This window comes from Bacteroides luhongzhouii, assembly GCF_009193295.2.
Classification (GTDB): Bacteria; Bacteroidota; Bacteroidia; order Bacteroidales; family Bacteroidaceae; genus Bacteroides; species Bacteroides luhongzhouii.
The window spans coordinates 4,167,107-4,190,856 of sequence record NZ_CP059973.1; the positions used below are offsets into that span (position 1 = coordinate 4,167,107).

Annotated in this window: 21 protein-coding genes; 19 read left to right on the plus strand and 2 right to left on the minus strand. The window is 37.8% G+C overall.

Annotated features, from left to right (window positions below; genetic code table 11):
* Positions 1 to 73: 73 nt before the first annotated feature.
* Positions 74 to 4,528, minus strand: coding sequence for a translocation/assembly module TamB domain-containing protein (locus tag GD631_RS15405; protein WP_143260313.1), 4,455 nt, complete (start codon positions 4,526 to 4,528; stop codon positions 74 to 76).
* A gap of 200 nt (positions 4,529 to 4,728) precedes the next feature.
* Here GD631_RS15405 and tsaD point away from each other — a divergent pair, with 200 nt between their 5' ends.
* The 19 genes from tsaD (at position 4,729) to GD631_RS15500 (ending at position 22,262) form a co-directional block, all read left to right on the plus strand.
* Positions 4,729 to 5,748: a tRNA (adenosine(37)-N6)-threonylcarbamoyltransferase complex transferase subunit TsaD gene (gene tsaD / locus GD631_RS15410; RefSeq protein ID WP_143260314.1), complete on the plus strand. Its 1,020-nt coding sequence runs from the start codon at positions 4,729 to 4,731 to the stop codon at positions 5,746 to 5,748.
* Positions 5,749 to 5,787: 39 nt separating this feature from the next.
* A complete protein-coding gene (locus tag GD631_RS15415) occupies positions 5,788 to 7,020 on the plus strand; it encodes a competence/damage-inducible protein A (RefSeq protein ID WP_143260315.1) in 1,233 nt (410 codons plus the stop codon).
* Between the two features lie 122 nt (positions 7,021 to 7,142).
* Positions 7,143 to 7,403 (plus strand): 50S ribosomal protein L28, encoded by a 261-nt coding sequence (gene rpmB, locus GD631_RS15420; RefSeq protein ID WP_004314359.1) that lies wholly within the window; start codon positions 7,143 to 7,145, stop codon positions 7,401 to 7,403.
* Positions 7,404 to 7,424: 21 nt separating this feature from the next.
* Positions 7,425 to 7,613: a 50S ribosomal protein L33 gene (gene rpmG / locus GD631_RS15425; protein ID WP_002560155.1), complete on the plus strand. Its 189-nt coding sequence runs from the start codon at positions 7,425 to 7,427 to the stop codon at positions 7,611 to 7,613.
* Between the two features lie 17 nt (positions 7,614 to 7,630).
* Entirely contained in the window at positions 7,631 to 7,789 is a 159-nt protein-coding gene (locus GD631_RS15430; protein ID WP_004295982.1) for a DUF4295 domain-containing protein, read from the plus strand.
* Positions 7,790 to 7,927: 138 nt separating this feature from the next.
* Complete coding sequence (gene ftsY / locus GD631_RS15435; protein ID WP_143260316.1) at positions 7,928 to 8,887, plus strand: signal recognition particle-docking protein FtsY; 960 nt, start codon at positions 7,928 to 7,930, stop codon at positions 8,885 to 8,887.
* Positions 8,884 to 10,194, plus strand: a complete 1,311-nt coding sequence (rimO, locus tag GD631_RS15440) for a 30S ribosomal protein S12 methylthiotransferase RimO (RefSeq protein ID WP_143260317.1) — start codon at positions 8,884 to 8,886, stop codon at positions 10,192 to 10,194. Before ftsY ends, rimO begins: the two co-directional genes overlap by 4 nt.
* Entirely contained in the window at positions 10,187 to 10,459 is a 273-nt protein-coding gene (locus GD631_RS15445) for an HU family DNA-binding protein (RefSeq protein ID WP_049703368.1), read from the plus strand. Before rimO ends, GD631_RS15445 begins: the two co-directional genes overlap by 8 nt.
* Positions 10,460 to 10,472: 13 nt before the next feature.
* Positions 10,473 to 11,822, plus strand: coding sequence for an HU family DNA-binding protein (locus GD631_RS15450; RefSeq protein ID WP_143260318.1), 1,350 nt, complete (start codon positions 10,473 to 10,475; stop codon positions 11,820 to 11,822).
* 235 nt (positions 11,823 to 12,057) lie between these two features.
* Complete coding sequence (locus GD631_RS15455; protein WP_004314364.1) at positions 12,058 to 13,053, plus strand: AAA family ATPase; 996 nt, start codon at positions 12,058 to 12,060, stop codon at positions 13,051 to 13,053.
* An 83-nt stretch (positions 13,054 to 13,136) separates the two neighbouring features.
* The gene (locus tag GD631_RS15460; protein ID WP_143260319.1) at positions 13,137 to 14,006 is read left to right on the plus strand and encodes a DUF58 domain-containing protein; all 870 of its coding nucleotides are present in this window, start codon (positions 13,137 to 13,139) and stop codon (positions 14,004 to 14,006) included.
* On the plus strand, positions 14,006 to 15,094 hold the full coding sequence (locus tag GD631_RS15465) for a BatD family protein (RefSeq protein WP_143260320.1): 1,089 nt from the start codon (positions 14,006 to 14,008) through the stop codon (positions 15,092 to 15,094). The genes GD631_RS15460 and GD631_RS15465 overlap by 1 nt, the downstream gene beginning before the upstream one ends.
* Positions 15,095 to 15,143: 49 nt before the next feature.
* The gene (locus GD631_RS15470; RefSeq protein WP_143260321.1) at positions 15,144 to 16,127 is read left to right on the plus strand and encodes a vWA domain-containing protein; all 984 of its coding nucleotides are present in this window, start codon (positions 15,144 to 15,146) and stop codon (positions 16,125 to 16,127) included.
* 45 nt (positions 16,128 to 16,172) lie between these two features.
* A complete protein-coding gene (locus GD631_RS15475) occupies positions 16,173 to 17,201 on the plus strand; it encodes a VWA domain-containing protein (RefSeq protein ID WP_143260322.1) in 1,029 nt (342 codons plus the stop codon).
* An 8-nt stretch (positions 17,202 to 17,209) separates the two neighbouring features.
* Positions 17,210 to 17,929, plus strand: a complete 720-nt coding sequence (locus GD631_RS15480) for a tetratricopeptide repeat protein (RefSeq protein ID WP_185911643.1) — start codon at positions 17,210 to 17,212, stop codon at positions 17,927 to 17,929.
* A 31-nt stretch (positions 17,930 to 17,960) separates the two neighbouring features.
* On the plus strand, positions 17,961 to 19,793 hold the full coding sequence (locus GD631_RS15485; RefSeq protein WP_143260324.1) for a BatD family protein: 1,833 nt from the start codon (positions 17,961 to 17,963) through the stop codon (positions 19,791 to 19,793).
* Between the two features lie 18 nt (positions 19,794 to 19,811).
* Positions 19,812 to 20,645 (plus strand): tetratricopeptide repeat protein, encoded by an 834-nt coding sequence (locus GD631_RS15490; RefSeq protein WP_143260325.1) that lies wholly within the window; start codon positions 19,812 to 19,814, stop codon positions 20,643 to 20,645.
* A 127-nt stretch (positions 20,646 to 20,772) separates the two neighbouring features.
* On the plus strand, positions 20,773 to 21,063 hold the full coding sequence (locus tag GD631_RS15495) for a hypothetical protein (protein WP_004295969.1): 291 nt from the start codon (positions 20,773 to 20,775) through the stop codon (positions 21,061 to 21,063).
* A 77-nt stretch (positions 21,064 to 21,140) separates the two neighbouring features.
* Positions 21,141 to 22,262, plus strand: coding sequence for a universal stress protein (locus GD631_RS15500; protein WP_143260326.1), 1,122 nt, complete (start codon positions 21,141 to 21,143; stop codon positions 22,260 to 22,262).
* A 248-nt stretch (positions 22,263 to 22,510) separates the two neighbouring features.
* Here the strand turns inward: GD631_RS15500 and GD631_RS15505 are convergent, their stop codons facing one another.
* Complete coding sequence (locus GD631_RS15505) at positions 22,511 to 23,725, minus strand: tetratricopeptide repeat protein (RefSeq protein ID WP_185911489.1); 1,215 nt, start codon at positions 23,723 to 23,725, stop codon at positions 22,511 to 22,513.
* Between the last annotated feature and the right edge of the window lie 25 nt (positions 23,726 to 23,750).

Sequence of the window (23,750 nt, forward strand, 5' to 3'; positions counted from 1 at the left end):
TGATCCCGATCACATAATTCTCATTATAATAAACGATGACATATCCGCTTGGAATCATGTCATCGTTTATTGTTTATTGCTGTTGCGAATGATTTCTCTTTACTGCCGATTTAGCTGTTTTATCAGTGATACTGTCCGTCTGTTGCGGTTTCACCTTTTCTGCTTCTTCCCGTTTGCGCTTATTACGCAACCGCCATTTATTCCAAAAATATAGATCACTCCATTTATTGAAGTCCTTCTTATACATGATACCTACTCCTTGTGTAGTCAAATTCGTTTTAGTATAATAGCGGTCATTCGTCTCATTATAAGCCTTCAGGCGGATATCTCCCGAACGGGTAATCAACCATTCTGCTTCAAAGTCTCCTACAAAGTTAGTATTAGCCATCGGATTGTCCCGATAACCGAAGTTTCCGTTTATCAATAAACGGTTATTTAATAATTGTCCCGACAGAATACCTTCCACTTCCATATCCGTCCAACCTTTATCACCCGTACTCAAATTCGTACCTATATTCCAGTTATTCGTTTCAAAGACTTGTGAAAGTGCATTGTTCAACTGGCCGGAGAGGGTAGATGAGAGCACCGAAGACATCACATTAGAATTTTGATTATTATTCCGTGCATCTTCCGTATAAAACTTACCAATACCCAACAGGTAAAGGATCTGCATATTCATCTGCTCTTCTGTACTGATATAGTTACGTACCAATGTTTGTATTTCATCCCTTTCATTTGGAAGCTCTATACCCAGCTTGATAGTCGGACGTACCAGCATACCACTTAAATTCATGATACAATTTACACGTACATTGGGTTGTTGGATAATAGCCGAAGCATCTGGTATCAAGTCATTCAAAGAAGCCGAATTCACTGTATATGAAGCTTGTATATCCATGTTAGCATCCAGAGGTGCACCATTGAACGTTATTGTACTTCCATCCTTGATTATAAAGTCCTTACGGATTACTTCCTGTAAGCTAAATTTATATACTCCCTGATTAATCCGATAATTCCCAAACATCTTCACATCACCTTTATTATAAAATTCCGTTCGAATATTTCCCGTACCTTTTCCGCTGATATAGTCTCCGGCAATAGGGTCCATGATAATTCGCATAGTAGCATCGGGAGTTGCATCCACCAGAATATTCAAACGGATATCCGTTTTCTGTTCTTCTTCTGCCTGGCGTTTTTGCTGTATTTGTTCGTAATATGAGATTATCTGAATAGAATCCTGAATAGTACGACGGGGCGTTTTATCTACAAACTTAATAAACTGATTACTGGTAGCCGATGCTACACTACCATTAATATAAGTAAAGGTAGTATTTCGGTTTGTTGTCATAGCCACGTTTACATCCAGTCCTTGTGTGGCATTTCCGGCAAGTAATACGTTTCCGGTACCGTATACCGTACCATAGAAAGGCATATCTGTCGATTCCTTCGTATTCATCACAAGCATATTATTTGCCTGTATCTCAAAACGATAGTTTAAGTTTTTAAAATGCAGGAAATGCAAATATCCATTCATTCTCCCCGTATGTCCTTCCATGTCGGATATATGTATATTATTAAATGTCAATCCGGTAGGAGCCAGATGAATCGTATCTTTTACAGCAAAATGTGTGTTCAAGATATCAAACTTCATGGAAGCGTCTGTCATAACCGCACCATCCAAATTCAATCCTTTGAATTTTCCATAGAAATGTACTTTTCCTGTCCCCCGTCCTTTAATATCATTGGCAATAGACTTCATATAATGTTCGAGGAATTTTAAGTTCAATTCATTTGCTTCAATATTTAAATCAAGTCCGCTTTCGGGTTTCAATGGATAAATAATACCTGTGACGCGTGACGGAGAAGGGGATATGTCCTGAATGGATGCATCCAACCGGATACCTCTATTTTCGTTATCCCACTCACCATAAATATCCAAATCACCCAAGCGACCCTGATTAAGTGAAAAGTTCTTTATATATAAACGGGTATTCATAATAGGCTTCTTTAGCACTCCGCTTGCATAAGCTGTTCCCGTTGCATCACCTTCAAAATTCACATCATCGGATATGCTTGCAATATCAAATACATATCCCATATTTATATCTTTTAAATCAACCTTTACAGTATCTTTAGGATTCTCGGAGAGCCGGCCGTTAATACGTACATATCTATCCTGATGGCTAAAGTAGAAGTTATTCACATCCACCCTGCCTGAATCGACCACCACTTGTGAAGCATGTATCTTCCAAAGAGTATCATTTAAAATAACATCAGTAGGTTTTACATCTACCATCGCTTTCAACAATGGTTTTTCTCCGCTTGTACGTAGAAATTTGGCAACGGCAGCCAATTGCCCGCTATATGTCACTGCAGCATTATTCCCCCAATTCAATGTCGTACTGACATTATCATCTTTAGCCTGTGCATCCAAGGATAGATTGACTGCCCCTTTCTTTTTCAAAGAAGTCAAACGAACCCGTGCACGAATATGATCAGCAGGATTCTCGCACAGGATCATGCCCGACTCAATAAAGTTATTTTTATATTGCAGACGGGGAAAATATCCTTCTACACGCAAGCGTTGTAAGGCATCATTGAAATATCCCTTCAATGTGGAATGAGTATACACTGTCAACGGTATATCAAAAATTGTAGATAAAATGTCCGTATTATATATATGTACATCAAACTGAAAATTGTTATGTGTTTCAATCGGCTTCTTGGGAGGTAATATCAAAGATGGCACATACTTCCGCATAATATTCAGAATACTGGCAGGTAATGTGTGGTACTGGAATTTACCTTCTATACTTGCTTTCAAGAATTCAGAAGTCAATCTTAGTTGGTTCTCACCGTTCTGTTTGGTAGCCCGAATATTCATATTCTGCATAAAATATGCTTTATCCGGAGCTGTAAACTCCAAACTATCCACATTGATTTCTCCAATCATCTCATCCACTGATCCACCCGTGAAATTAGCTTTCAGCTTTAAAGAGAACTCCGCATCTGGGTATTTGGTCGTAAGATTCAAATCATGTGGGCGCACTTTATTGACTACTGCAAGAAAATTGAAAGTAGGCACTTTGGATGCAACATTTACATCTCCATTCAGATAAATCGATCCATTGGGGTCATCCAACGCTACTTTACCATTAAATCCACCTTGTTTGTATTCTCCATCCAATGTGATATTCTCATATCTATATCTGCTATAATCTACCGAAGCGATCAATCCTTTCAATTCCACGGCAGGCAACTGCTCGGCAATATGCCGGCCATGTACGTCCAAATTGAAAGTGATTTCTCCCAGCTCCTCATTATCCAATAACTTACCTAGCTGGAAATCTTCAGTTTTGATAGCACCGGAATATGCAAACAGTCCTTTAGCCTTGTCAGAACTCAATTTCAAGTCAGTTTTTACATATCCAAGACTCGTTTGTAATTGCCCATAAGTAACTAGGTCCGTGAAGTATCCTGAAATCTCTCCCTGAAAACTTACGTTTCCCAAACGTTCGAGAAGCGGAGGAACTCCATTATAATTGTAACTCAAATTACGCACTAAGAAGCCGACTCCACGAGTATTGGCCGAAAGCTCGGAAAGTGTTCCATATACATACGCATCTTGTGGACGCGACAAATCCTGAAGTGACACATCCCCTCGCAGGCGAAACTGACGGTCGTCGGCCGTAATTTCCAAATGCGAACAAGTCAACTGATCCACAGTTCCCTTCACCTCCATATCCAATGCCACCGGTTCCTTGAAATGCGATAGGATAGGGACAAAAGGAGAAATATCTTTTAGAGTAACTTGCGACGGCAAAGTACGGAAAGAGAAATGCACTTGTTCTGTAAAACGGTCAAAAGCTTTCAAACTATCATACTCTAAATGAATGGTATCCAACCTAAGAGATGTTTCGGGTAACTCTATAGTAAAATTATCAATGTTTGTCTGCTTATTATTGGCAACCAGTTTCAAACTCATTTTTTTCAAGGAAAAGCCGGAAGCTTTTTCATCAAGGCTCAATCGCTTGATTCCTAAATTCAAAGAGTCCTTACTTAAGGCCTTCAGCGATATATTGGCTATGATATTTTGAAGCTGAATATGTTTGGCGTTAAACTTTCCCGGTGTTTCCTGTTCCGATAACACATGATAGGACATCCTTCCACGACGAATCAGGATGGAGTTAATTCGTAAATCAAGTGAATTTTCTTTCTTTACCGTATCTTTGGAAGCAAAAGCATCCAAAACAAATTTAAAATTAGGAGGAGATTCCGGAGTCTCTTTCCGGAGATTGATATTAAATCCAAAGAGCTGAACACTGCTAACGGATATCTTTCCTTTAAAGAAAGGCATAATATCAAACTTGGCGGATAAACGGGTGACTTTGAGCATTTCCTGACCATTTTGATCGTCAAGCAATACATCATCAATAATAATACGGTTCAATAGACCGATATTAATTCTACCAATCACTACCTTTGTGTTTAAAACTTCGGAAAGTTCTTTAGCCACAAATACACTCATTGTTTGCTGAATGCTTGGTATATTCAGCAAAACAATAGTTCCGATATATACTCCCAGTACAATACCAACTACCCAGCGTACAGTCTTTTTCAGCGTTCTGATATGCGATAACTTTTATTTTGCGAACAAAAATATAAAATAGTTCGTTACGAATCGTAGTTTTATGATTACTTTTGCACCGTTTAATAGTTTAAATACTTATGAGTGCAATAATTTTAGGAATTGAATCCTCCTGTGACGATACGTCGGCAGCCGTAATCAAGGATGGTTATTTGCTGTCAAATGTGGTATCAAGTCAAGCCGTACATGAAGCATACGGCGGAGTAGTACCCGAATTGGCTTCACGGGCACACCAACAAAACATCGTACCGGTAGTACATGAAGCATTAAAACGTGCCGGTGTCACCAAAGAAGAGTTGAGTGCAGTAGCTTTCACTCGTGGTCCAGGATTGATGGGGTCTTTGCTTGTCGGAGTCTCCTTTGCAAAAGGGTTCGCTCGTTCTTTGAATATTCCAATGATTGACGTCAATCACTTGACCGGACATGTTTTAGCTCATTTTATTAAAGTGGAAGGAGAAGAAGAAAAAAAGCCTGCTTTCCCATTTCTTTGTTTGCTGGTATCTGGAGGAAATTCACAAATCATATTGGTAAAAGCCTATAATGATATGGAGATCCTCGGACAAACTATTGACGATGCGGCAGGTGAAGCAATTGATAAATGTTCTAAAGTGATGGGACTTGGCTATCCGGGTGGACCAATCATTGACAAGTTGGCACGCCAGGGAAATCCGAAAGCTTTTACATTCAGCAAACCGCATATTCCCGGTTTAGACTACAGTTTTAGCGGATTGAAAACTTCCTTTTTATATTCATTACGCAACTGGCTAAAAGATGATCCAGATTTTATAGAGCACCATAAAGTAGACCTTGCAGCATCATTGGAAGCTACTGTAGTGGACATTCTGATGGATAAATTACGGAAAGCTGCCAAAGAATATAAAATTAATGAAATAGCAGTAGCCGGAGGAGTTTCAGCAAATAACGGATTACGCAATGCTTTCCGAGAACACGCCGAGAAATATGGTTGGAATATTTTCATCCCTAAATTCAGTTATACTACCGATAATGCAGCAATGATTGCCATTACCGGATATTTCAAATACCTGGATAAGGACTTTTGTTCTATTGATCTTCCGGCTTATTCCCGTGTAACATTATAATAAGTATACCTTATATATAATAGGATAAAATTAAGAAGTATGTTTGCCGAAATAATAACCATTGGCGATGAACTGCTGATAGGGCAGGTTGTCGATACTAATTCTGCTTGGATGGGGCAGGAATTAAATAAAATAGGCATTGAAGTTCTTCGTATTGTTTCAATCCGTGACCGGGAAGAAGAAATCATGGAAGCGATTGATAATGCGATGAAAAGGGTGAATATTGTTTTAGTAACCGGAGGACTCGGCCCTACCAAAGACGATATTACCAAACAGACTTTATGCAAATACTTCCATACAGAACTGGTTTTCAACGAAGAAGTATTCGAAAACGTTAAACGGGTACTGGCAGGAAAAATACCAATGAATGCACTCAATAAAAGCCAGGCAATGGTTCCGAAAAATTGTACGGTAATAAATAATCCTGTGGGAAGTGCTTCTGTCAGTTGGTTCGAGAGGGATGGCAAGATACTTGTTTCCATGCCGGGCGTTCCACAAGAAATGATTGCTGTAATGACAGAAAGCGTGTTACCTAAGCTGCACGATAGATTTCAAACGGATGTTATTATGCATCAAACATTTCTTGTACAGCACTATCCGGAATCTGTATTAGCCGAAAAGTTAGAATCGTGGGAGAACGCTTTACCAGAATGCATTAAATTGGCATATCTACCCAAACTTGGCATTATCCGTCTTAGACTGACAGGACGAGGACAAAACAGAGAAGAAGTAAAAGTTCTTCTTGAACGTGAAAAGTTAAAATTAGAGGAAATACTTGGCGAAGATATTTTCAGTGAAGAAGATACACCATTGGAGGTTATAGTCGGTGAGCTTTTAAAAAAGAAGAAATTGACCGTTTCCACCGCAGAAAGTTGTACCGGGGGCAGTATTGCCGCACGGTTGACTTCCATCGCCGGCAGTTCTGAATATTTTAATGGAAGTGTAGTGGCCTACTCTAATGAAGTGAAAATGGGGCTTTTGCACGTTTCCTCCGAAACATTAAAACGGTATGGAGCTGTCAGTGAGGAAACTGTGATTGAAATGGTAAAAGGTGCGATGAAAGCATTAAAAACAGACTGTGCTATTGCTACTTCAGGGATAGCAGGCCCCGGAGGTGGTACTCCGGAGAAACCGGTGGGAACTGTTTGGATAGCTGCTGGTTATAAAAACGAAATTCATACTTACAAACAGGAAACAAACCGCGGAAGAAGCATGAATATTGAAAGAGCTGGCAATAATGCCCTATTAATGCTCCGTGATTTACTCAAATAAAGAAAAATAGGTGCCTAGAAGTGAATTATTTTAAGAAATTCTTGTTTTATACGGATAAAAGTGCTTACTTTGCGTCCTGTTTGAAATAAGTATAGATATAAAACTATAAAAATAAGATAGAAATGTCGAAGATTTGTCAAATTACCGGAAAGAAAGCCATGATTGGCAACAATGTTTCACACTCAAAGAGAAGAACTAAAAGAACCTTTGATTTGAACTTGTTTAACAAAAAGTTCTATTATGTAGAACAGGATTGTTGGATCAGCCTTAGCCTTTGCGCTAACGGGTTGCGTATTATCAACAAAAAAGGACTGGATGCTGCGCTGACTGAAGCAGTGGCTAAAGGTTATTGTGATTGGAAAAGCATTAAAGTAATCGGCTAAACGTAGAGGAGAAAACTTACAATGGCAAAGAAAGCAAAAGGTAACAGAGTACAAGTGATTCTGGAATGTACAGAACACAAAGACAGTGGAATGCCGGGAACATCTCGTTATATCACAACTAAGAACAGAAAGAATACTACAGAAAGACTTGAGTTGAAAAAATACAACCCAATTCTGAAGAGAGTAACAGTACACAAGGAAATTAAATAATAAAAGTAGTATAACCCATGGCAAAGAAAACAGTAGCAAGTTTGCACGAAGGTTCTAAAGAAGGTCGTGCTTATACCAAGGTTATCAAAATGGTAAAATCTCCGAAAACTGGAGCATACGTTTTTGATGAACAAATGGTTCCGAACGAAAAAGTACAAGACTTTTTCAAAAAATAATCGAAATAGCATATACGCTATAACTGCAAAATCCTCTCATTGGCAAACAATGAGGGGATTTTTTATTGCTTCTTTTTTTACTTTTCCAATCCTTTGTTATATCTTTGTAGCAAATGTATTATACAAACAAGTGTCAATATGGGATTTTTTAGTTTTTTTTCAAAAGAGAAGAAGGAAACTTTAGATAAAGGATTATCTAAAACCAAAGAGAGCGTATTTAGTAAAATTGCTCGTGCTGTGGCTGGTAAGTCAAAAGTAGACGATGAAGTGTTGGATAATCTGGAAGAAGTACTGATCACATCTGACGTAGGTGTAGAAACAACTTTAAATATTATCAAACGCATCGAGAAACGCGCTGCGGCCGATAAGTATGTGAATACTCAAGAACTGAATCTTATATTACGTGACGAAATAGCCGCTTTGCTTACCGAAAATAACTCGAATGATGTAGCTGATTTTGATGTACCCATTACAAGGAAACCTTATGTCATCATGGTTGTGGGAGTGAATGGAGTAGGGAAAACTACAACTATTGGTAAGCTGGCTTATCAATTCAAAAAAGCAGGTAAATCGGTTTATTTGGGAGCTGCCGACACTTTCCGTGCTGCAGCTGTAGAACAATTAATGATTTGGGGAGAACGGGTAGGAGTTCCTGTTGTCAAACAGAAAATGGGAGCGGATCCTGCATCTGTGGCTTATGACACTCTTAGTTCTGCCGTTGCCAATAACGCAGATGTGGTTATAATCGATACAGCTGGCCGTTTGCATAATAAGGTGGGCTTGATGAACGAGTTGACCAAAATCAAGAATGTGATGAAGAAGGTTGTACCCGATGCACCAGATGAAGTTTTATTGGTATTGGACGGTTCCACCGGACAAAATGCATTCGAACAGGCCAAACAATTCACTCTGGCAACCGAAGTTACTGCTATGGCTATCACTAAACTTGACGGAACCGCTAAAGGTGGTGTTGTGATTGGCATTTCCGATCAATTCAAGATTCCTGTTAAATATATCGGGTTAGGTGAAGGCATGGAAGACCTGCAAGTATTCCGTAAAAATGAATTCGTTGATTCCTTGTTTGGAGAGAACGCATGAAAAGAAAGAGAATAGATATTATCACTTTAGGATGCTCTAAAAATTTGGTTGACTCCGAGCAGTTAATGCGCCAACTGGAAGAAGTCGGATATAGCGTAACCCATGATACTGAAAATCCACAAGGAGAAATTGCAGTAATTAACACGTGCGGCTTTATTGGTGATGCCAAAGAGGAGTCCATAAATATGATTCTGGAATTTGCTGAAAGAAAAGAAGAAGGGGATTTAAAGAAACTTTTCGTGATGGGTTGTCTTTCCGAACGTTATCTTAAGGAATTGGCTGTTGAAATACCGCAAGTAGATAAATTTTATGGCAAGTTCAACTGGAAGGAGCTTTTGCAAGATTTAGGAAAGGTCTATCATGATGAGTTATATATCGAACGGACATTGACAACTCCCCAGCATTATGCTTACCTGAAAATTTCAGAAGGGTGTGACCGCAAATGTTCTTATTGTGCCATTCCCATTATTACAGGACACCATGTCTCCAAACCAATGGAAGAAATTTTGGATGAAGTACGATACCTGGTATCGCAAGGCGTGAAAGAATTTCAGGTGATCGCACAGGAATTGACTTATTATGGGATCGATCGGTATAAGAAGCAAATGCTTCCGGAACTGATTGAACGTATTTCCGATATTCCTGGCGTGGAATGGATTCGGTTGCATTATGCCTATCCGGCACATTTCCCAACGGATTTATTCCGGGTTATACGTGAACGCGATAATGTATGTAAATATATGGATATTGCTCTTCAGCATATCAGTGACAATATGTTGAAATTAATGCGCCGGCAAGTGAGCAAAGAGGATACTTACCGACTGATTGAACAGTTTCGTAAAGAAGTGCCGGGCATTCACCTGCGAACAACTTTAATGGTAGGACATCCGGGAGAAACCGAGGAAGACTTCGAAGAGCTTAAAGAGTTTGTGCGCAAAGTACGTTTTGATCGGATGGGAGCTTTTGCATATTCCGAAGAAGAAGGAACTTATGCTGCAGAAACATACGAAGATTCTATTCCACAAGAGGTCAAACAAGCCAGACTTGATGAATTGATGAACATCCAGCAAGGTATCTCGGCAGAATTAAGTACGGAAAAAATCGGCAAACAGATGAAAATTATCATCGACCGTCTGGAAGGAGATTATTATATTGGACGAACAGAATTTGATTCACCGGAAGTAGATCCAGAAGTGCTGGTCAATCGTTCAGAGAGAGAACTTAAGATCGGACAGTTTTATCAGGTAGAAGTGACGAATGCAGACGATTTTGATTTATATGCAAAGATTATAAATGACTATGAATAATAAGGAATTTACATCCGAACTAGCGGAAAGATTGGGATACACAATCAAGGATACTTCCGAATTGATGGGTTCTTTGTTGTCCAGCATGACACAAGAATTGGAAGAAGGTAATGTGATTGCAGTTCAAGGATTCGGCTCGTTTGAAGTAAAAAAGAAAGCGGAACGAATTTCAATTAACCCGGCAAGCAAACAACGCATGTTGGTTCCACCCAAATTAGTGCTATCTTATAGACCTAGCAATACATTGAAAGATAAGTTTAAATAAATAATTTCCCGTTATGAATGAAAGACTAACAATTCAAGACCTTACTGACTTATTGGCAGCCAAACATAGCATGACCAAGAAAGACGCCGAAGCGTTTGTTAAAGAGTTTTTTCTCTTGATAGAACAAGCTTTGGAGAACGAGAAGACTGTAAAAATCAAAGGATTGGGAACTTTCAAACTTATTGATGTAGATAGCCGGGAAAGTGTCAATGTCAACACAGGAGAACGTTTCCAGATAAAGGGACATACGAAAGTCTCATTTTCTCCGGATGCAAATCTAAGAGATACAATAAATAAGCCTTTCGCACACTTTGAAACTGTTGTATTGAATGAAAATACAATCTTGGAAGATACTCCAATAGAAAATGCAGAGGAAGAAGAAGCTGGAGAGGAAGCGTCAGTACAAACTGCCTTGAATGAGGTTGGTGAGAATACAGCTCCCCCTATAACAAAGGAATATGAAGGCACTGATGATGAGCTTTCAGAAGAAGAGTTGATTCAGGAAGAGCAAATAACTGTTCAACCATCTATTGAACAATCAGAGCCTAAAGAGACCATCACAAAAACTGATATCGAAAAAAAAGTCGAACAGCAGGAAGATGAAGAAGTCCCGGAGGAGGAAGTAGCAATTGTAGAACAACGACCAGCAGCACCTATAATAGAAAAAAAAGAGGAGATCACTGCCGAGAAAATTATAGAACAAGAGCTTATGAAAGCAAATCTGCAACCTGTGGCTCCTACAATACCTCCTGCTAAAAAAGAAACGATTAAACCGATCAAATCAGAACAAGTATCTCAGCAGACTTCTAAAAAAACAGCTCCAGTGAAGGAAAAATCTCCTGTACCTTATTTAATAGCTGTTATTGTAATCGTTTTGTTATTATGTGGAGGTGTTATCCTATTCATTTATTACCCGGATTTATTTTCCTCTTCATCTGACAAGAACGCCCTGGATATGCCACCTGTGACAACTCAACCCGTTCAACCGGAAGCACAACTTTCCGATACAATTGAACGGAAGGATACCATAAAGGAAATAACTCCTGATATACCTAAAGTTGTTACGACCACACAACCTGTTGCTCAAAAAGAAGAAACTGTTCCTGCCAAAGCAGAACCCCAGACAGCTCCACAGCAACCTGCTACATCTGTTTATTTAGATTCAGCATCTTATAAAATCACAGGAACCAAAACGAAATATACAATCAAAGAAGGAGAAACTTTGACTAGGGTATCCTTGCGTTTTTATGGTACAAAAGCAATGTGGCCATACATTGTAAAGCACAACCCAAAGGTTATTAAGAACCCCAATAACGTACCATATGGCACAACAATTGAAATACCGGAACTTATAAAAGAATAAATAGCAATATATTCACCCGATCATGCAAATCTTGTATTGATCGGGTGAAATGTTATGGATGTACAAAAGCGTATGAAAGTACCTTAATCTAAAGATTTCGCATTGTTTTTTAATAAAAATTAGTTGCAATCGTTAATTATATGGCGTACTTTTGAGGGCAAAATAGGAAGCCTTATGACACAGGCAAGGCTTACATAAAATAAAAGGGATTTAAATAATAAAATATTAAGTATTTATGGCTGAATCAATTGATATCCGCGAGCTAAATGAGCGGATTGAAAGACAAAGTGCTTTCGTTACCAATCTTACGACAGGGATGGACCAAATCATTGTTGGTCAGAAACATTTGGTTGAATCACTGCTTATCGGATTACTTTCCGATGGTCACGTTCTTTTGGAAGGTGTGCCTGGTTTGGCGAAAACCTTGGCTATTAAAACACTCGCTTCTTTGATTGATGCGAAGTATAGCCGTATCCAGTTTACGCCAGACTTATTGCCTGCCGACGTTATCGGTACAATGGTTTACAGTCAGAAAGATGAATCTTTTAAAGTGCAGCGAGGACCAATTTTCGCAAACTTTGTATTAGCTGATGAAATCAACCGTGCTCCTGCTAAAGTACAGAGTGCTTTGCTGGAAGCAATGCAGGAACGTCAGGTTACTATTGGTAAAGAAACATTCATATTACCGGAACCTTTCCTTGTACTGGCTACTCAGAACCCTATCGAACAAGAAGGAACTTACCCGCTTCCTGAGGCACAAGTTGACCGTTTCATGCTGAAAGTTGTCATTGATTATCCGAAGCTGGAAGAAGAAAAACTGATTATTCGCCAAAATATCAATGGTGAGAAGTTTAATGTGAAGCCTATTCTCAAAGCGGATGAAATTATTGAAGCACGTAAGGTTGTTCGTCAGGTGTATCTGGATGAGAAGATTGAACGTTATATTGTAGATATTGTATTTGCAACCCGTTTCCCTGAAAAGTATGATCTCAAGGAACTGAAAGATATGATCGGATTCGGAGGTTCACCTCGTGCATCTATCAATCTGGCCTTGGCTGCTCGCACATATGCATTTATCAAACGTCGCGGTTACGTAATTCCAGAAGATGTACGTGCTGTAGCACATGATGTTCTCCGTCATCGTATTGGATTGACATACGAAGCTGAAGCTAATAATATGACTTCGGACGAAATCATCAGTAAGATTTTGAATAAGGTTGAAGTGCCCTAATTTGTAGTTATAATACAGTCAATAAGTAGTCATTAATATCTATACATGGCTACTTAACTACTTACTACTTAACTACTGTATAAATGGAAACAAGTGAAATACTAAAAAAAGTTCGCCAAATTGAAATAAAGACACGAGGATTGTCTAACAATATCTTTGCAGGCCAATATCATTCGGCTTTCAAGGGTAGGGGTATGTCATTTTCGGAAGTCCGTGAATATCAATTCGGCGATGATATACGTGACATAGACTGGAATGTGACTGCGCGCTTCAATAAACCTTATGTGAAAGTATTTGAAGAAGAACGCGAACTGACAGTTATGTTAATGGTCGATGTTTCCGGAAGTTTGGAATTTGGTACGATCAAGCAGTTGAAGAAGGATATGGTGACGGAAATCGCTGCCACGCTTGCTTTCTCTGCTATCCAGAACAATGATAAAATAGGTGTGATTTTCTTTTCAGACCAGATAGAAAAGTTTATTCCTCCCAAGAAAGGCCGTAAACATATCTTATATATTATTCGCGAATTGATTGATTTTCAGCCGGAAAGCCGTCGTACAAATATTCGTCTTGCCTTAGAATATTTGACAAACGTGATGAAAAGACGTTGTACTGCATTTATCTTATCAGACTTTATTGATCAGGAAAGCTTTAAGAATGCACTGACCATTGCTAATAGAAAACATGATGTAGTAGCATTACAAGTATATGACAGGAGGGTTAGTGATCTCCCCCCAGTAGGACTGATGCGAATCAAAGATGCAGAAACTGGACATGAACAATGGATCGATACCTCTTCCAAAGCTGTACGCCGGGCACATCGTGACTGGTGGATACAAAAGCAGACTGAACTTAACGATACTTTTACTAAAAGTAACGTGGATGCTGTATCTGTCAGAACCGATCAGGATTACGTAAAGGCATTGTTGAACTTATTTGCCAAACGAAATTAATGGAATCAAAGATGAATAAAAATATTATTCTGATAGCATTATTAGGTCTATTGTCTGTCGGTAAAGCAGTAGCACAGTCTGTCACGGTAGAAGCAAAAATTGATTCATTGCAGATACTGATTGGCGAACAGGCAAAAGTGCAATTGCAAGTAGCTATGGATGCCAAACAACGTGCTATTTTTCCTGCTTACGCCGATACACTGGTAAAAGGTGTGGAAATTATAGAAACAGTCAAACCGGATACTCAATTCCTGAATGATCGTCAACGAATGTTGATTACTCAGGAATATATTATTACTTCTTTTGACTCTGCTCTATATTATCTACCACCAATGCCGGTTACCGTAGATGGTAAAGTATATAAATCCAAAGCTCTAGCATTGAAAGTATATTCGATGCCGGTTGACACATTACATCCAGACCAGTTCTTTGGGCAGAAACCTGTGATGAAAGCTCCTTTTGCATGGGAAGACTGGTATGGATTAATTGCCTGTTCATTCTTGGCTTTACCTTTGCTTGGTTTACTGATCTATCTCATTATTCGTATACGTGATAATAAACCTATTATCCGTAAAATAAAAGTTGAACCTAAATTACCTCCACATCAGGCTGCAATGAAAGAGATAGAACGTATCAAAGCTGAGAAAATTTGGCAGAAAGGACAGCCGAAGGAGTACTACACCGAACTAACTGATACGCTTCGTACCTATATTAAGGATCGTTTCGGATTTAACGCATTGGAAATGACTTCTTCTGAGATAATCGACCAGCTATTGGAGTTGAATGATAAAGAGGCTATATCAGACTTGAAACTTTTATTCCAAACCGCTGATTTAGTGAAGTTTGCCAAGCATGATCCTCAGATGAATGAAAACGATGCTAATTTGATTAATGCCATCGATTTTATCAATGAGACAAAACAACCGGAAGAGGAAAACCAGAAACCGCAACCAACGGAAATCACTATTATTGAGAAACGTTCTTTACGTGTTAAAGCTATGCTGATTTGCGGAATTGCACTATTATCAGCAGCACTGGTTGGTACCTTTATATATATAGGTCTGCAGTTATACAATCTTTTTGTATAAAGAATGTATAGCTTAATACTAAATAGTAAACTGTTAAATCATAAATAAAATGGTTTTTGCCAATATTGAATATCTGTTTTTGCTATTATTGCTTATACCGTATATTGTATGGTATATCCTGAAGCAAAAGAAAAGTGAAGCAACTCTTCAAATTTCAGATGCCCGGGTATATGCACATACGCCTAAGAGTTATAAGAACTATTTGTTGCATGTTCCATTTCTACTGCGCTGCCTTGCTTTAGTGTTGGTAATCTTGGTTCTTGCACGCCCGCAAACTACTAATAAGTGGCAGAACAGTGAGATAGAAGGAATTGATATTATGCTGGCTATCGACGTTTCTACCAGTATGTTGGCAGAAGATTTAAAGCCAAATAGACTTGAAGCCGCCAAAGATGTAGCTGCAGAATTTATCAACGGACGTCCTAATGATAATATCGGTATTACATTATTTGCAGGAGAAACCTTCACTCAATGTCCGCTGACTGTAGATCATGCCGTATTGTTGGATATGATACATAACATCAAATGCGGCCTTATCACTGACGGTACTGCGGTTGGTATGGGCATTGCTAATGCTGTGACTCGCTTAAAAGATAGCAAAGCGAAATCCAAAGTTATCATCTTATTGACGGATGGTACTAATAATAAGGGAGATATTTCGCCAATGACAGCGGCTGAAATAGCTAAAAGTTTTGGTATTCGTGTATATACTATCGGGGTAGGTACTAATGGAATGGCTCCTTATCCTTATCCAGTCGGGAATACTGTACAATATGTAAGTATGCCGGTAGAAATTGATGAAAAGACATTGACAGAGATTGCCGGAACAACGGATGGTAACTATTTCCGAGCTACGAGCAACTCGAAACTAAAAGAAGTATATGAAGAAATTGATAAACTGGAAAAGACTAAACTGAATGTAAAAGAGTATAGTAAACGAGATGAAGAGTATCAATGGTTTGCACTAGCTGCTTTCCTCTGTGTCTTGCTTGAAGTACTATTACGCAATTCGGTACTCAAAAAAATTCCATAAGAATGTTTGTCAATCGTTATTTGCCAATCATAAAATAGTAAGAAGATGTTTCGATTTGGAGAACCTACATATTTATATTTATTGCTGCTATTACCTTTTTTAGCAGCTTTCTACTTGTATTCCAATTACAAGAGGAGAAAGAATATCCGACGCTTCGGGGACCCGACTTTGTTGGCTCAATTAATGCCTGATGTATCCAAATATCGTCCGGATGTAAAATTCTGGATTATTTTTGTTGCTATTGGCTTGTTTTCTGTATTACTGGCACGCCCCCAATTCGGTTCTAAGCTGGAAACGGTTAAGCGTAAAGGAGTAGAGGTAATTATAGCCTTGGATATTTCAAACTCTATGTTAGCTCAGGATGTACAGCCTAGCCGTCTGGAAAAAGCAAAAAGACTAATATCCAGATTAGTGGATGAACTTGATAATGATAAAGTAGGTATGATTGTATTTGCAGGTGACGCTTTTACTCAGCTGCCAATTACAAGTGACTATATTTCCGCTAAGATGTTTTTAGAGTCCATTAATCCTTCGTTAATTTCTAAACAGGGTACAGCTATCGGGGAAGCAATCAATTTAGCAGCTCGTAGTTTCACTCCGCAAGAAGGGGTAGGACGTGCTATTATTGTTATTACTGACGGTGAAAATCATGAGGGTGGTGCAGTAGAAGCTGCCAAAGCTGCTGCAGAAAAAGGTATTCAAGTTAGTGTATTGGGAGTAGGTATGCCTGACGGTGCTCCCATTCCGGTAGAAGGTACAAATGATTATCGCCGCGACCGGGAAGGTAATGTAATCGTTACCCGTTTGAATGAAGCTATGTGCCAGGAAATTGCTAAGGAAGGAAAAGGTATATATGTACGAGTAGACAACTCTAATTCAGCCCAAAAAGCGATTAATCAAGAAGTGAACAAAATGGCGAAGTCTGATGTAGAGTCGAAAGTATATACAGAGTTTAACGAACAATTCCAGGCTATTGCATGGGTTATTCTACTATTGTTATTGGCAGAAATCTTAATTTTGGATCGCAAAAATCCTTTATTTAAGAACATTCACCTGTTTTCTAATAAGAAATAGTTATGCGTATGTTAAAAAATAAATATATTCTATTCGCTGTATTTCTGCTAGCAGCAGCCGGTGTCTCGGCTCAGAAAGCAGAACGCGACTATATCCGTAAGGGAAACCGCCTGTTTAATGATAGTGTATTTGTTGATGCAGAGGTAAACTACCGGAAGGCTTTGGAAGCAAATCCCAAGTCTACAGTATCTATGTATAATTTGGGAAATACCCTTTCGCAACAACAAAAGTTTCAGGATGCTATGGAACAATACGTATCAGCCAGCAAAATAGAAAAGGATAAAATGAAGCTCGCCCATATCTACCACAATATGGGAGTACTTTTCCAAGCTGGTAAAGATTATGCAAAGGCTGTGGATGCCTATAAAATGTCGCTGCGTAATAATCCTGCCGATCATGAAACCCGGTACAATTTGGCTCTTGCACAGAAAATGTTGAAAGATCAACAAAATCAGCAGAATCAAGACCAAAATCAGGATCAGAATAAAGATCAACAAAAGCAAGATCAAAAACAAGACCAGAATAAAGACAATCAGAATCAGAAACAAGATGAAAAGAAAGATCAGCAGCAACCACCAAAGTCAGAAAAGAAACAAGATAATCAGATGTCAAAGGAGAATGCTGAACAATTGCTGAATTCTGTAATGCAGGATGAAAAAGATGTGCAGGACAAAGTGAAAAAGCAACAAAAAGTTATGCAAGGTGGTCGCTTAGAAAAAGATTGGTAATATAAAGTTGATGATATAAATTTCATAAGCAATGAAAAAACTGATTATTATATTGATGGCATTGATAGCATATAGCACTCAGGTGCTTGCTGATAAAGTGTCTTTTACTGCTTCTGCTCCTGACGCAGTGGTAGTAGGCGACCAATTCAGGCTGTCGTATACTGTAACTACACAAAAAGTGAAAGATTTCCGGGCACCATCGATCAAAGGCTTTGATGTGTTGATGGGGCCAAGCCGTTCACAACAAAGTAATACTCAAATAGTGAATGGTAATGTTACATCTACTAGTAGTATTACATTCACATATATATTAATGGCAAATAATGCCGGAGAATACACAATACCCGGAGCTTCAATTGTAGCTGATGGCGATCAAATGGTATCCAATTCAGTAAGAATTAAAGTATTGCCACAAGATCAAGGTAGCAATAACGGGCAAAGCAATAGTAGCGGTAGCTCTTCTATACATTCCTCGTCAGGTACAGGTGTCTCTAACCAAGACTTGTTTATTACAGCAAGTGCCAGTAAAACGAATGTGTATGAACAAGAAGCATTTGTCCTGACCTATAAAATATACACCAGAGAATCCAATTTACAACTGAATAATGCAAAGTTACCCGATTTTAAAGGTTTCCATTCTCAAGAAATCGAAATGACTACAAACGCGAGATGGACTCCGGAACATTATCAAGGACGTAATTACTATACAACAGTTTATCGTCAGTTCGTTCTCTTCCCTCAACAATCAGGAAAACTATATATTGATCCTGCTCAATTCCAGATGACAGTCGGTAAACCTGTACAATCTGATGATCCTTTTGACGCCTTCTTCAACGGAGGAAGTAATGTCGTTGAAATAAAAAAATCCATTTCCACTCCTAAAATAGCAATAAATGTCAATCCGCTTCCTGCTGGTAAACCGACAGATTTCTCCGGTGGAGTGGGAGAGTTCAATATTTCTTCATCCATCAACAACAAGGAACTGAAAACCAATGATGCTATTACTATTAAATTAGTAATATCCGGTACAGGTAACCTGAAGTTAATTTCTAATCCGGAAATCAAATTCCCCAATGACTTTGAAGTATACGATCCCAAAGTAGACAATCAAGTCAGATTAACCCGGGAAGGACTTACAGGTAATAAGGTGATTGAATATTTAGCAATTCCTAGACATGCTGGAACATATAAGATTCCAGGAGTATCCTTCAGTTATTTTGATATTCGCTCCAAATCTTATAAAACACTGAAAACAGAAGACTATGTAGTAAACGTTGAAAAGGGTACTGGTAATGCAGATCAAGTAATTGCTAACTTCACTAATAAAGAGGATTTGAAAGTATTAGGTGAAGACATCCGTTATATTAAACAAAACGAAGTTACTCTCCAACCTAAAGGAAGTTTCTTCTATGGTTCAATGGCATATTGGCTATTCTATATCATTCCGGCTTTTGCCTTTATTATTTTCTTTATTATTTATCGTAAGCAAGCTGCTGAAAATGCGAACGTAGCTAAAATGCGTACGAAGAAAGCCAATAAAGTGGCAACAAAACGTATGAAGTTAGCTGGAAAATTACTTTCAGAAAACAAGAAAGATGCTTTCTATGATGAAGTTTTAAAGGCACTGTGGGGATATATAAGTGACAAACTGAATATTCCGGTATCTCGTTTATCTAAAGATAATATTGAAGAGAAGCTAAGAAATCATGGAGTAAATGAAGAACTGATCAAAGAATTCCTGAATGCATTGAATGATTGTGAATTTGCTCGGTTTGCTCCAGGTGATGAAAATCAAGCTATGGATAAAGTTTATTCTTCTTCAATAGAAGTAATAAGCAAAATGGAGAATTCAATAAAACATTAACCCAGAAGAGATTGTGTCATGAAAAAGATATTATTTTTTATATTATTATCAATGTCACTTACTTGTTTTGCACAAGATACGTTAAACATCGATTCTAAACAAACGAATAGAGTTGATTCTATCCACGCTTCACATACCACATTCTCCAGTAGCACACTGGAAGATGCCACAAAAGCTGAAGGCGATTCCGCATATATAAAAGAAGATTATGCAGCAGCTATTCAGATATATGAAGCATTACTAAAAAATGGAGAGGCTGCTGACATTTATTACAATCTGGGAAATAGTTATTATAAAATAGGAGAGATAGCGAAAGCTGTTTTAAATTATGAGCGTGCCCTGTTATTGCAACCAGGAAATGGCGATATACGTGCTAATCTTGAAGTGGCACGCACAAAGACAATAGACAAAGTTGAGCCTGTTCCTGAAGTGTTCTTTGTTTCATGGATCAAGTCTCTGACAAATAGCATGAGTGTAGATGCATGGGCCACATGGGGTATTGTTTCCTTTATTCTATTGATTATAGCTCTTTACTTTTTTATATTCTCAAAACAGATTGGGTTAAAAAAAGTAGGCTTCATATCAGGAATTGTTTTTCTGGTTGTCACCATCTGCTCTAATCTTTTCGCTTCACAACAAAAAGAACATTTAGTCAATCGAAATGAAGCTATAGTAATGAACCCAAGTGTAACAGTTCGAAGTACTCCAAGCGAGAGTGGTACCAGCTTGTTTATCCTCCATGAAGGGAGGAAGGTAAGCGTCAAAGACAACTCTATGAAAGAATGGAAAGAAATTCGGCTGGAAGATGGAAAAGTTGGATGGGTACCAGCTTCTGCTATTGAGGTAATATAAAGGTCATTAATAGATTTTATAAATTCAAGAAAAAAAGATAAGCAAATAATTTGTTTTATCTTTTTTTTTGCTTAAGTTTATAGCGTGATAAAAAATCACATAATATTAACCATTAAATTTATGAGACATGAGAACAATAACGTTTAATGAACTTCGTAAAATTAAAGATTCATTGCCTAGCGGTAGCATGCATAGAATAGCAGACGAACTTGGTTTACACGTAGATACAGTACGAAACTTCTTCGGAGGACACAATTTCAAAGAGGGAAAAAGTGTCGGAATACATCTTGAGCCCGGTCCAGATGGTGGGCTTGTAATGTTGGATGATACGACCGTTCTTGATCGGGCTTTAAAAATCCTAGATGAATTGAATATGAGTATGCAAAAAGAACAGGCTACCGAATCTGTGCAAGTTTAAAATATAACAAACTGAATCCCAATTGAATCAAACAATTGGGATTTCTTATTTGTTTTCACTTTATAAAATGTACATTTATGGAAGACAAATTAGTAACCCTAGCCATTCTGACATACACCAAAGCACAGATCTTAAAGAATGTCTTGGAAAATGAAGGTATAGAAACATACATTCATAACGTAAATCAAATACAACCGGTTGTTTCTTCGGGGGTACGTTTACGCATAAAGGAAAACGATCTGCCACGTGCTTTGAAAATAACAGAAAGTTCTACATGGCTGTCTGAAAGTATAGTGGGAGAGAAGGAGCCTAAAACAGAAAATAAGTCAAATAAGATTTTAATTCCCGTCGACTTCTCTAATTATTCGATGAAAGCGTGTGAATTTGCATTTAACCTAGCAAAAACGGAAAATGCGGAAGTCATTTTGTTGCACGTCTATTTTACGCCTATGTATGCTTCATCATTACCATATGGAGATGTTTTCAATTACCAGATTGGAGATGAAGAATCCGTAAAAACGATTATTCAAAAAGTTCATTCTGACCTCAATGCTTTATCAGAGAAGATAAAAGAACAAGTCACATCGGGGAATTTTCCCAACATTAAATATAGCTGTATCTTACGTGAAGGTATTCCAGAAGAAGAAATCTTAAGATATGCTAAGGAACAGCATCCCACGGTTATTATCATGGGCACTCGGGGAAAGAATCAGAAAGATATTGATTTGATTGGCAGTGTAACGGCTGAAGTTATTGATAGAAGCCGCACAGCTATACTGGCCATTCCCGAAAACACACCATTTAAACAGTTTAGTGAAGTAAAACGGATCGCCTTTATTACCAATTTTGATCAAAGAGATTTAATTGCTTTCGAAGCATTCTTTAATACTTGGAAATCATTCCATTTTTCTGTATCTTTAATACATCTTACTGATTCCAAAGATACTTGGAATGAAATAAAACTAGCCGGCATAAAAGAATATTTTCATAAGCAATATCCTGGGCTTGAAATTCATTATGATGTAGTAATGAACGATAATTTGTTAAAAGGACTTGATCAGTATATCAAAGATAATCAAATAGATATAATTACTTTGACTTCTTACAAAAGGAATATATTTGCTCGATTATTTAATCCAAGTATTGCTAGAAAAATGATTTTTCATTCTGATACACCATTACTTGTTATTAACAGCTGATCAAATCAAGCAAAAAATGGGCATTTACGATTAGGGAATAATTAATATTATGTTTAATATTAAAAAGGAGCAATGTTATTATATTGCTCCTTTTTAATTTTTATCAATTGAAGAAAGTTACCATAAATGTGTGTGTTGATTATCTCTCCCCCCCAACAATATGAATTATGCGAAAAAAAAGAAGGTTACTATTTCTAGCAACCTTCCCATATTTTTCAGACTTATAATTTTCCTGAAAACGATATTAATTACTTCATCAGTTTATCGATTTCTTCAAATTCAGGTCCCATATTTAAGTTATAATAAACTCTATAAAGCCCCTGCAACCATAAATCTTGTTGATCAGGTTTCAAAGCTCTAGCCTTTTCATAGAATGGTTTAGCTTCTTCGTAGAATTTCTTAACCACAGCCTGCGCTTCAGCATATTTAGGATCATTGATATCTGTTGTTGCTTTATCGGCATAATCCTGCGCTTTCATCAAATATACCAAACCTACATTAGAGTATGCTTCTGCATATTCCGGATCAGCCGCAATAGCTTTCTTGTAGTATTCGATTGCATTATCATATTCTTTCATATTATGATAAAGATATGCTTTTACATACAAATACAACTTATTGTTTGGATCATTAGATAACATTCTATCAGCAAACTCCATAGCTTTTGAAGCTTGGTTAGAGCTATTATAATAATCAACCAAATTAGCGAAGAAATAATCATTTCCAGGGAACTTAAGGATCCCCTCTTCCAATGCCTTAATCCATGCAGCAGTATCACCTTTAGCCTTATAAGCATCAGCCATCAACTGCATTGCAAATTTGCCACCATCCTTATCAGATAAAGCTGAAGGAGCATATTTAATAATCGCATCTTTATCGCCTACTCTATCAGCAGCTAATGTTGCGTAATATGCAATTTGCGGAAGAAGCGTATCGTTTTTAGCCAATTCTTTATCAGCTAGCATCGGATAAGAAGCTGATTCAACATATGTTGCAAAGAATTTCAAGGCTTCTTTATTCTTATCCAAGTTAAAATACTGAATACCACCATTGATCAAATTAGGACGTTCAGCCAACATACTTGAAGCATTTGCTTTCCGGTATTTGTTTTTAACTTTCCCCTTTTCATTAGGTATTTCCGCTAATTCATCACACTTAGTATAGTACTCATACATTTTCAGAATGCTATTATACACTTTCAATGTATCATACGGTTTTTTCAAAAAAGCATTTTTCATTTGCTCTTCGTTGATACGTTTCTGAATAAATCCAGCAACGTCCCATGTGTCAGCAAGATCCTTCGTTTCAGGATTCTTCATAGCTTCTTTAATAAGCTGCTCAGCCTGCTTAAAATTAGGTTTTACGTCATTAGCCATACTCTTTGCTTCTTTCACATTCTTCATCTGTGCAAATGAGAAGCTAACAGCCATCAATAAAACCATCGAAAATAATACTCTTTTCATGATTGTTGTTTGATTAATTATTAAT

Excerpts from the sequence above, each read along its gene's own strand:
- GD631_RS15500 (WP_143260326.1), top strand. The coding sequence starts at position 21,141 with ATGGAAGACAAATTAGTAACCCTAGCCATTCTGACATACACCAAAGCA.
- GD631_RS15505 (WP_185911489.1), bottom strand. The coding sequence starts at position 23,725 with ATGAAAAGAGTATTATTTTCGATGGTTTTATTGATGGCTGTTAGCTTC.
- GD631_RS15405 (WP_143260313.1), bottom strand. The coding sequence starts at position 4,528 with ATGAGTGTATTTGTGGCTAAAGAACTTTCCGAAGTTTTAAACACAAAG.
- GD631_RS15460 (WP_143260319.1), top strand. The coding sequence starts at position 13,137 with ATGGAAACAAGTGAAATACTAAAAAAAGTTCGCCAAATTGAAATAAAG.
- GD631_RS15445 (WP_049703368.1), top strand. The coding sequence starts at position 10,187 with ATGAATAATAAGGAATTTACATCCGAACTAGCGGAAAGATTGGGATAC.
- rpmG (WP_002560155.1), top strand. The coding sequence starts at position 7,425 with ATGGCAAAGAAAGCAAAAGGTAACAGAGTACAAGTGATTCTGGAATGT.
- GD631_RS15495 (WP_004295969.1), top strand. The coding sequence starts at position 20,773 with ATGAGAACAATAACGTTTAATGAACTTCGTAAAATTAAAGATTCATTG.
- GD631_RS15415 (WP_143260315.1), top strand. The coding sequence starts at position 5,788 with ATGTTTGCCGAAATAATAACCATTGGCGATGAACTGCTGATAGGGCAG.
- tsaD (WP_143260314.1), top strand. The coding sequence starts at position 4,729 with ATGAGTGCAATAATTTTAGGAATTGAATCCTCCTGTGACGATACGTCG.
- rimO (WP_143260317.1), top strand. The coding sequence starts at position 8,884 with ATGAAAAGAAAGAGAATAGATATTATCACTTTAGGATGCTCTAAAAAT.
- GD631_RS15480 (WP_185911643.1), top strand. The coding sequence starts at position 17,210 with ATGTTAAAAAATAAATATATTCTATTCGCTGTATTTCTGCTAGCAGCA.
- GD631_RS15490 (WP_143260325.1), top strand. The coding sequence starts at position 19,812 with ATGAAAAAGATATTATTTTTTATATTATTATCAATGTCACTTACTTGT.
- GD631_RS15475 (WP_143260322.1), top strand. The coding sequence starts at position 16,173 with ATGTTTCGATTTGGAGAACCTACATATTTATATTTATTGCTGCTATTA.
- rpmB (WP_004314359.1), top strand. The coding sequence starts at position 7,143 with ATGTCGAAGATTTGTCAAATTACCGGAAAGAAAGCCATGATTGGCAAC.
- GD631_RS15485 (WP_143260324.1), top strand. The coding sequence starts at position 17,961 with ATGAAAAAACTGATTATTATATTGATGGCATTGATAGCATATAGCACT.
- GD631_RS15430 (WP_004295982.1), top strand. The coding sequence starts at position 7,631 with ATGGCAAAGAAAACAGTAGCAAGTTTGCACGAAGGTTCTAAAGAAGGT.
- GD631_RS15450 (WP_143260318.1), top strand. The coding sequence starts at position 10,473 with ATGAATGAAAGACTAACAATTCAAGACCTTACTGACTTATTGGCAGCC.
- ftsY (WP_143260316.1), top strand. The coding sequence starts at position 7,928 with ATGGGATTTTTTAGTTTTTTTTCAAAAGAGAAGAAGGAAACTTTAGAT.
- GD631_RS15470 (WP_143260321.1), top strand. The coding sequence starts at position 15,144 with ATGGTTTTTGCCAATATTGAATATCTGTTTTTGCTATTATTGCTTATA.
- GD631_RS15465 (WP_143260320.1), top strand. The coding sequence starts at position 14,006 with ATGGAATCAAAGATGAATAAAAATATTATTCTGATAGCATTATTAGGT.
- GD631_RS15455 (WP_004314364.1), top strand. The coding sequence starts at position 12,058 with ATGGCTGAATCAATTGATATCCGCGAGCTAAATGAGCGGATTGAAAGA.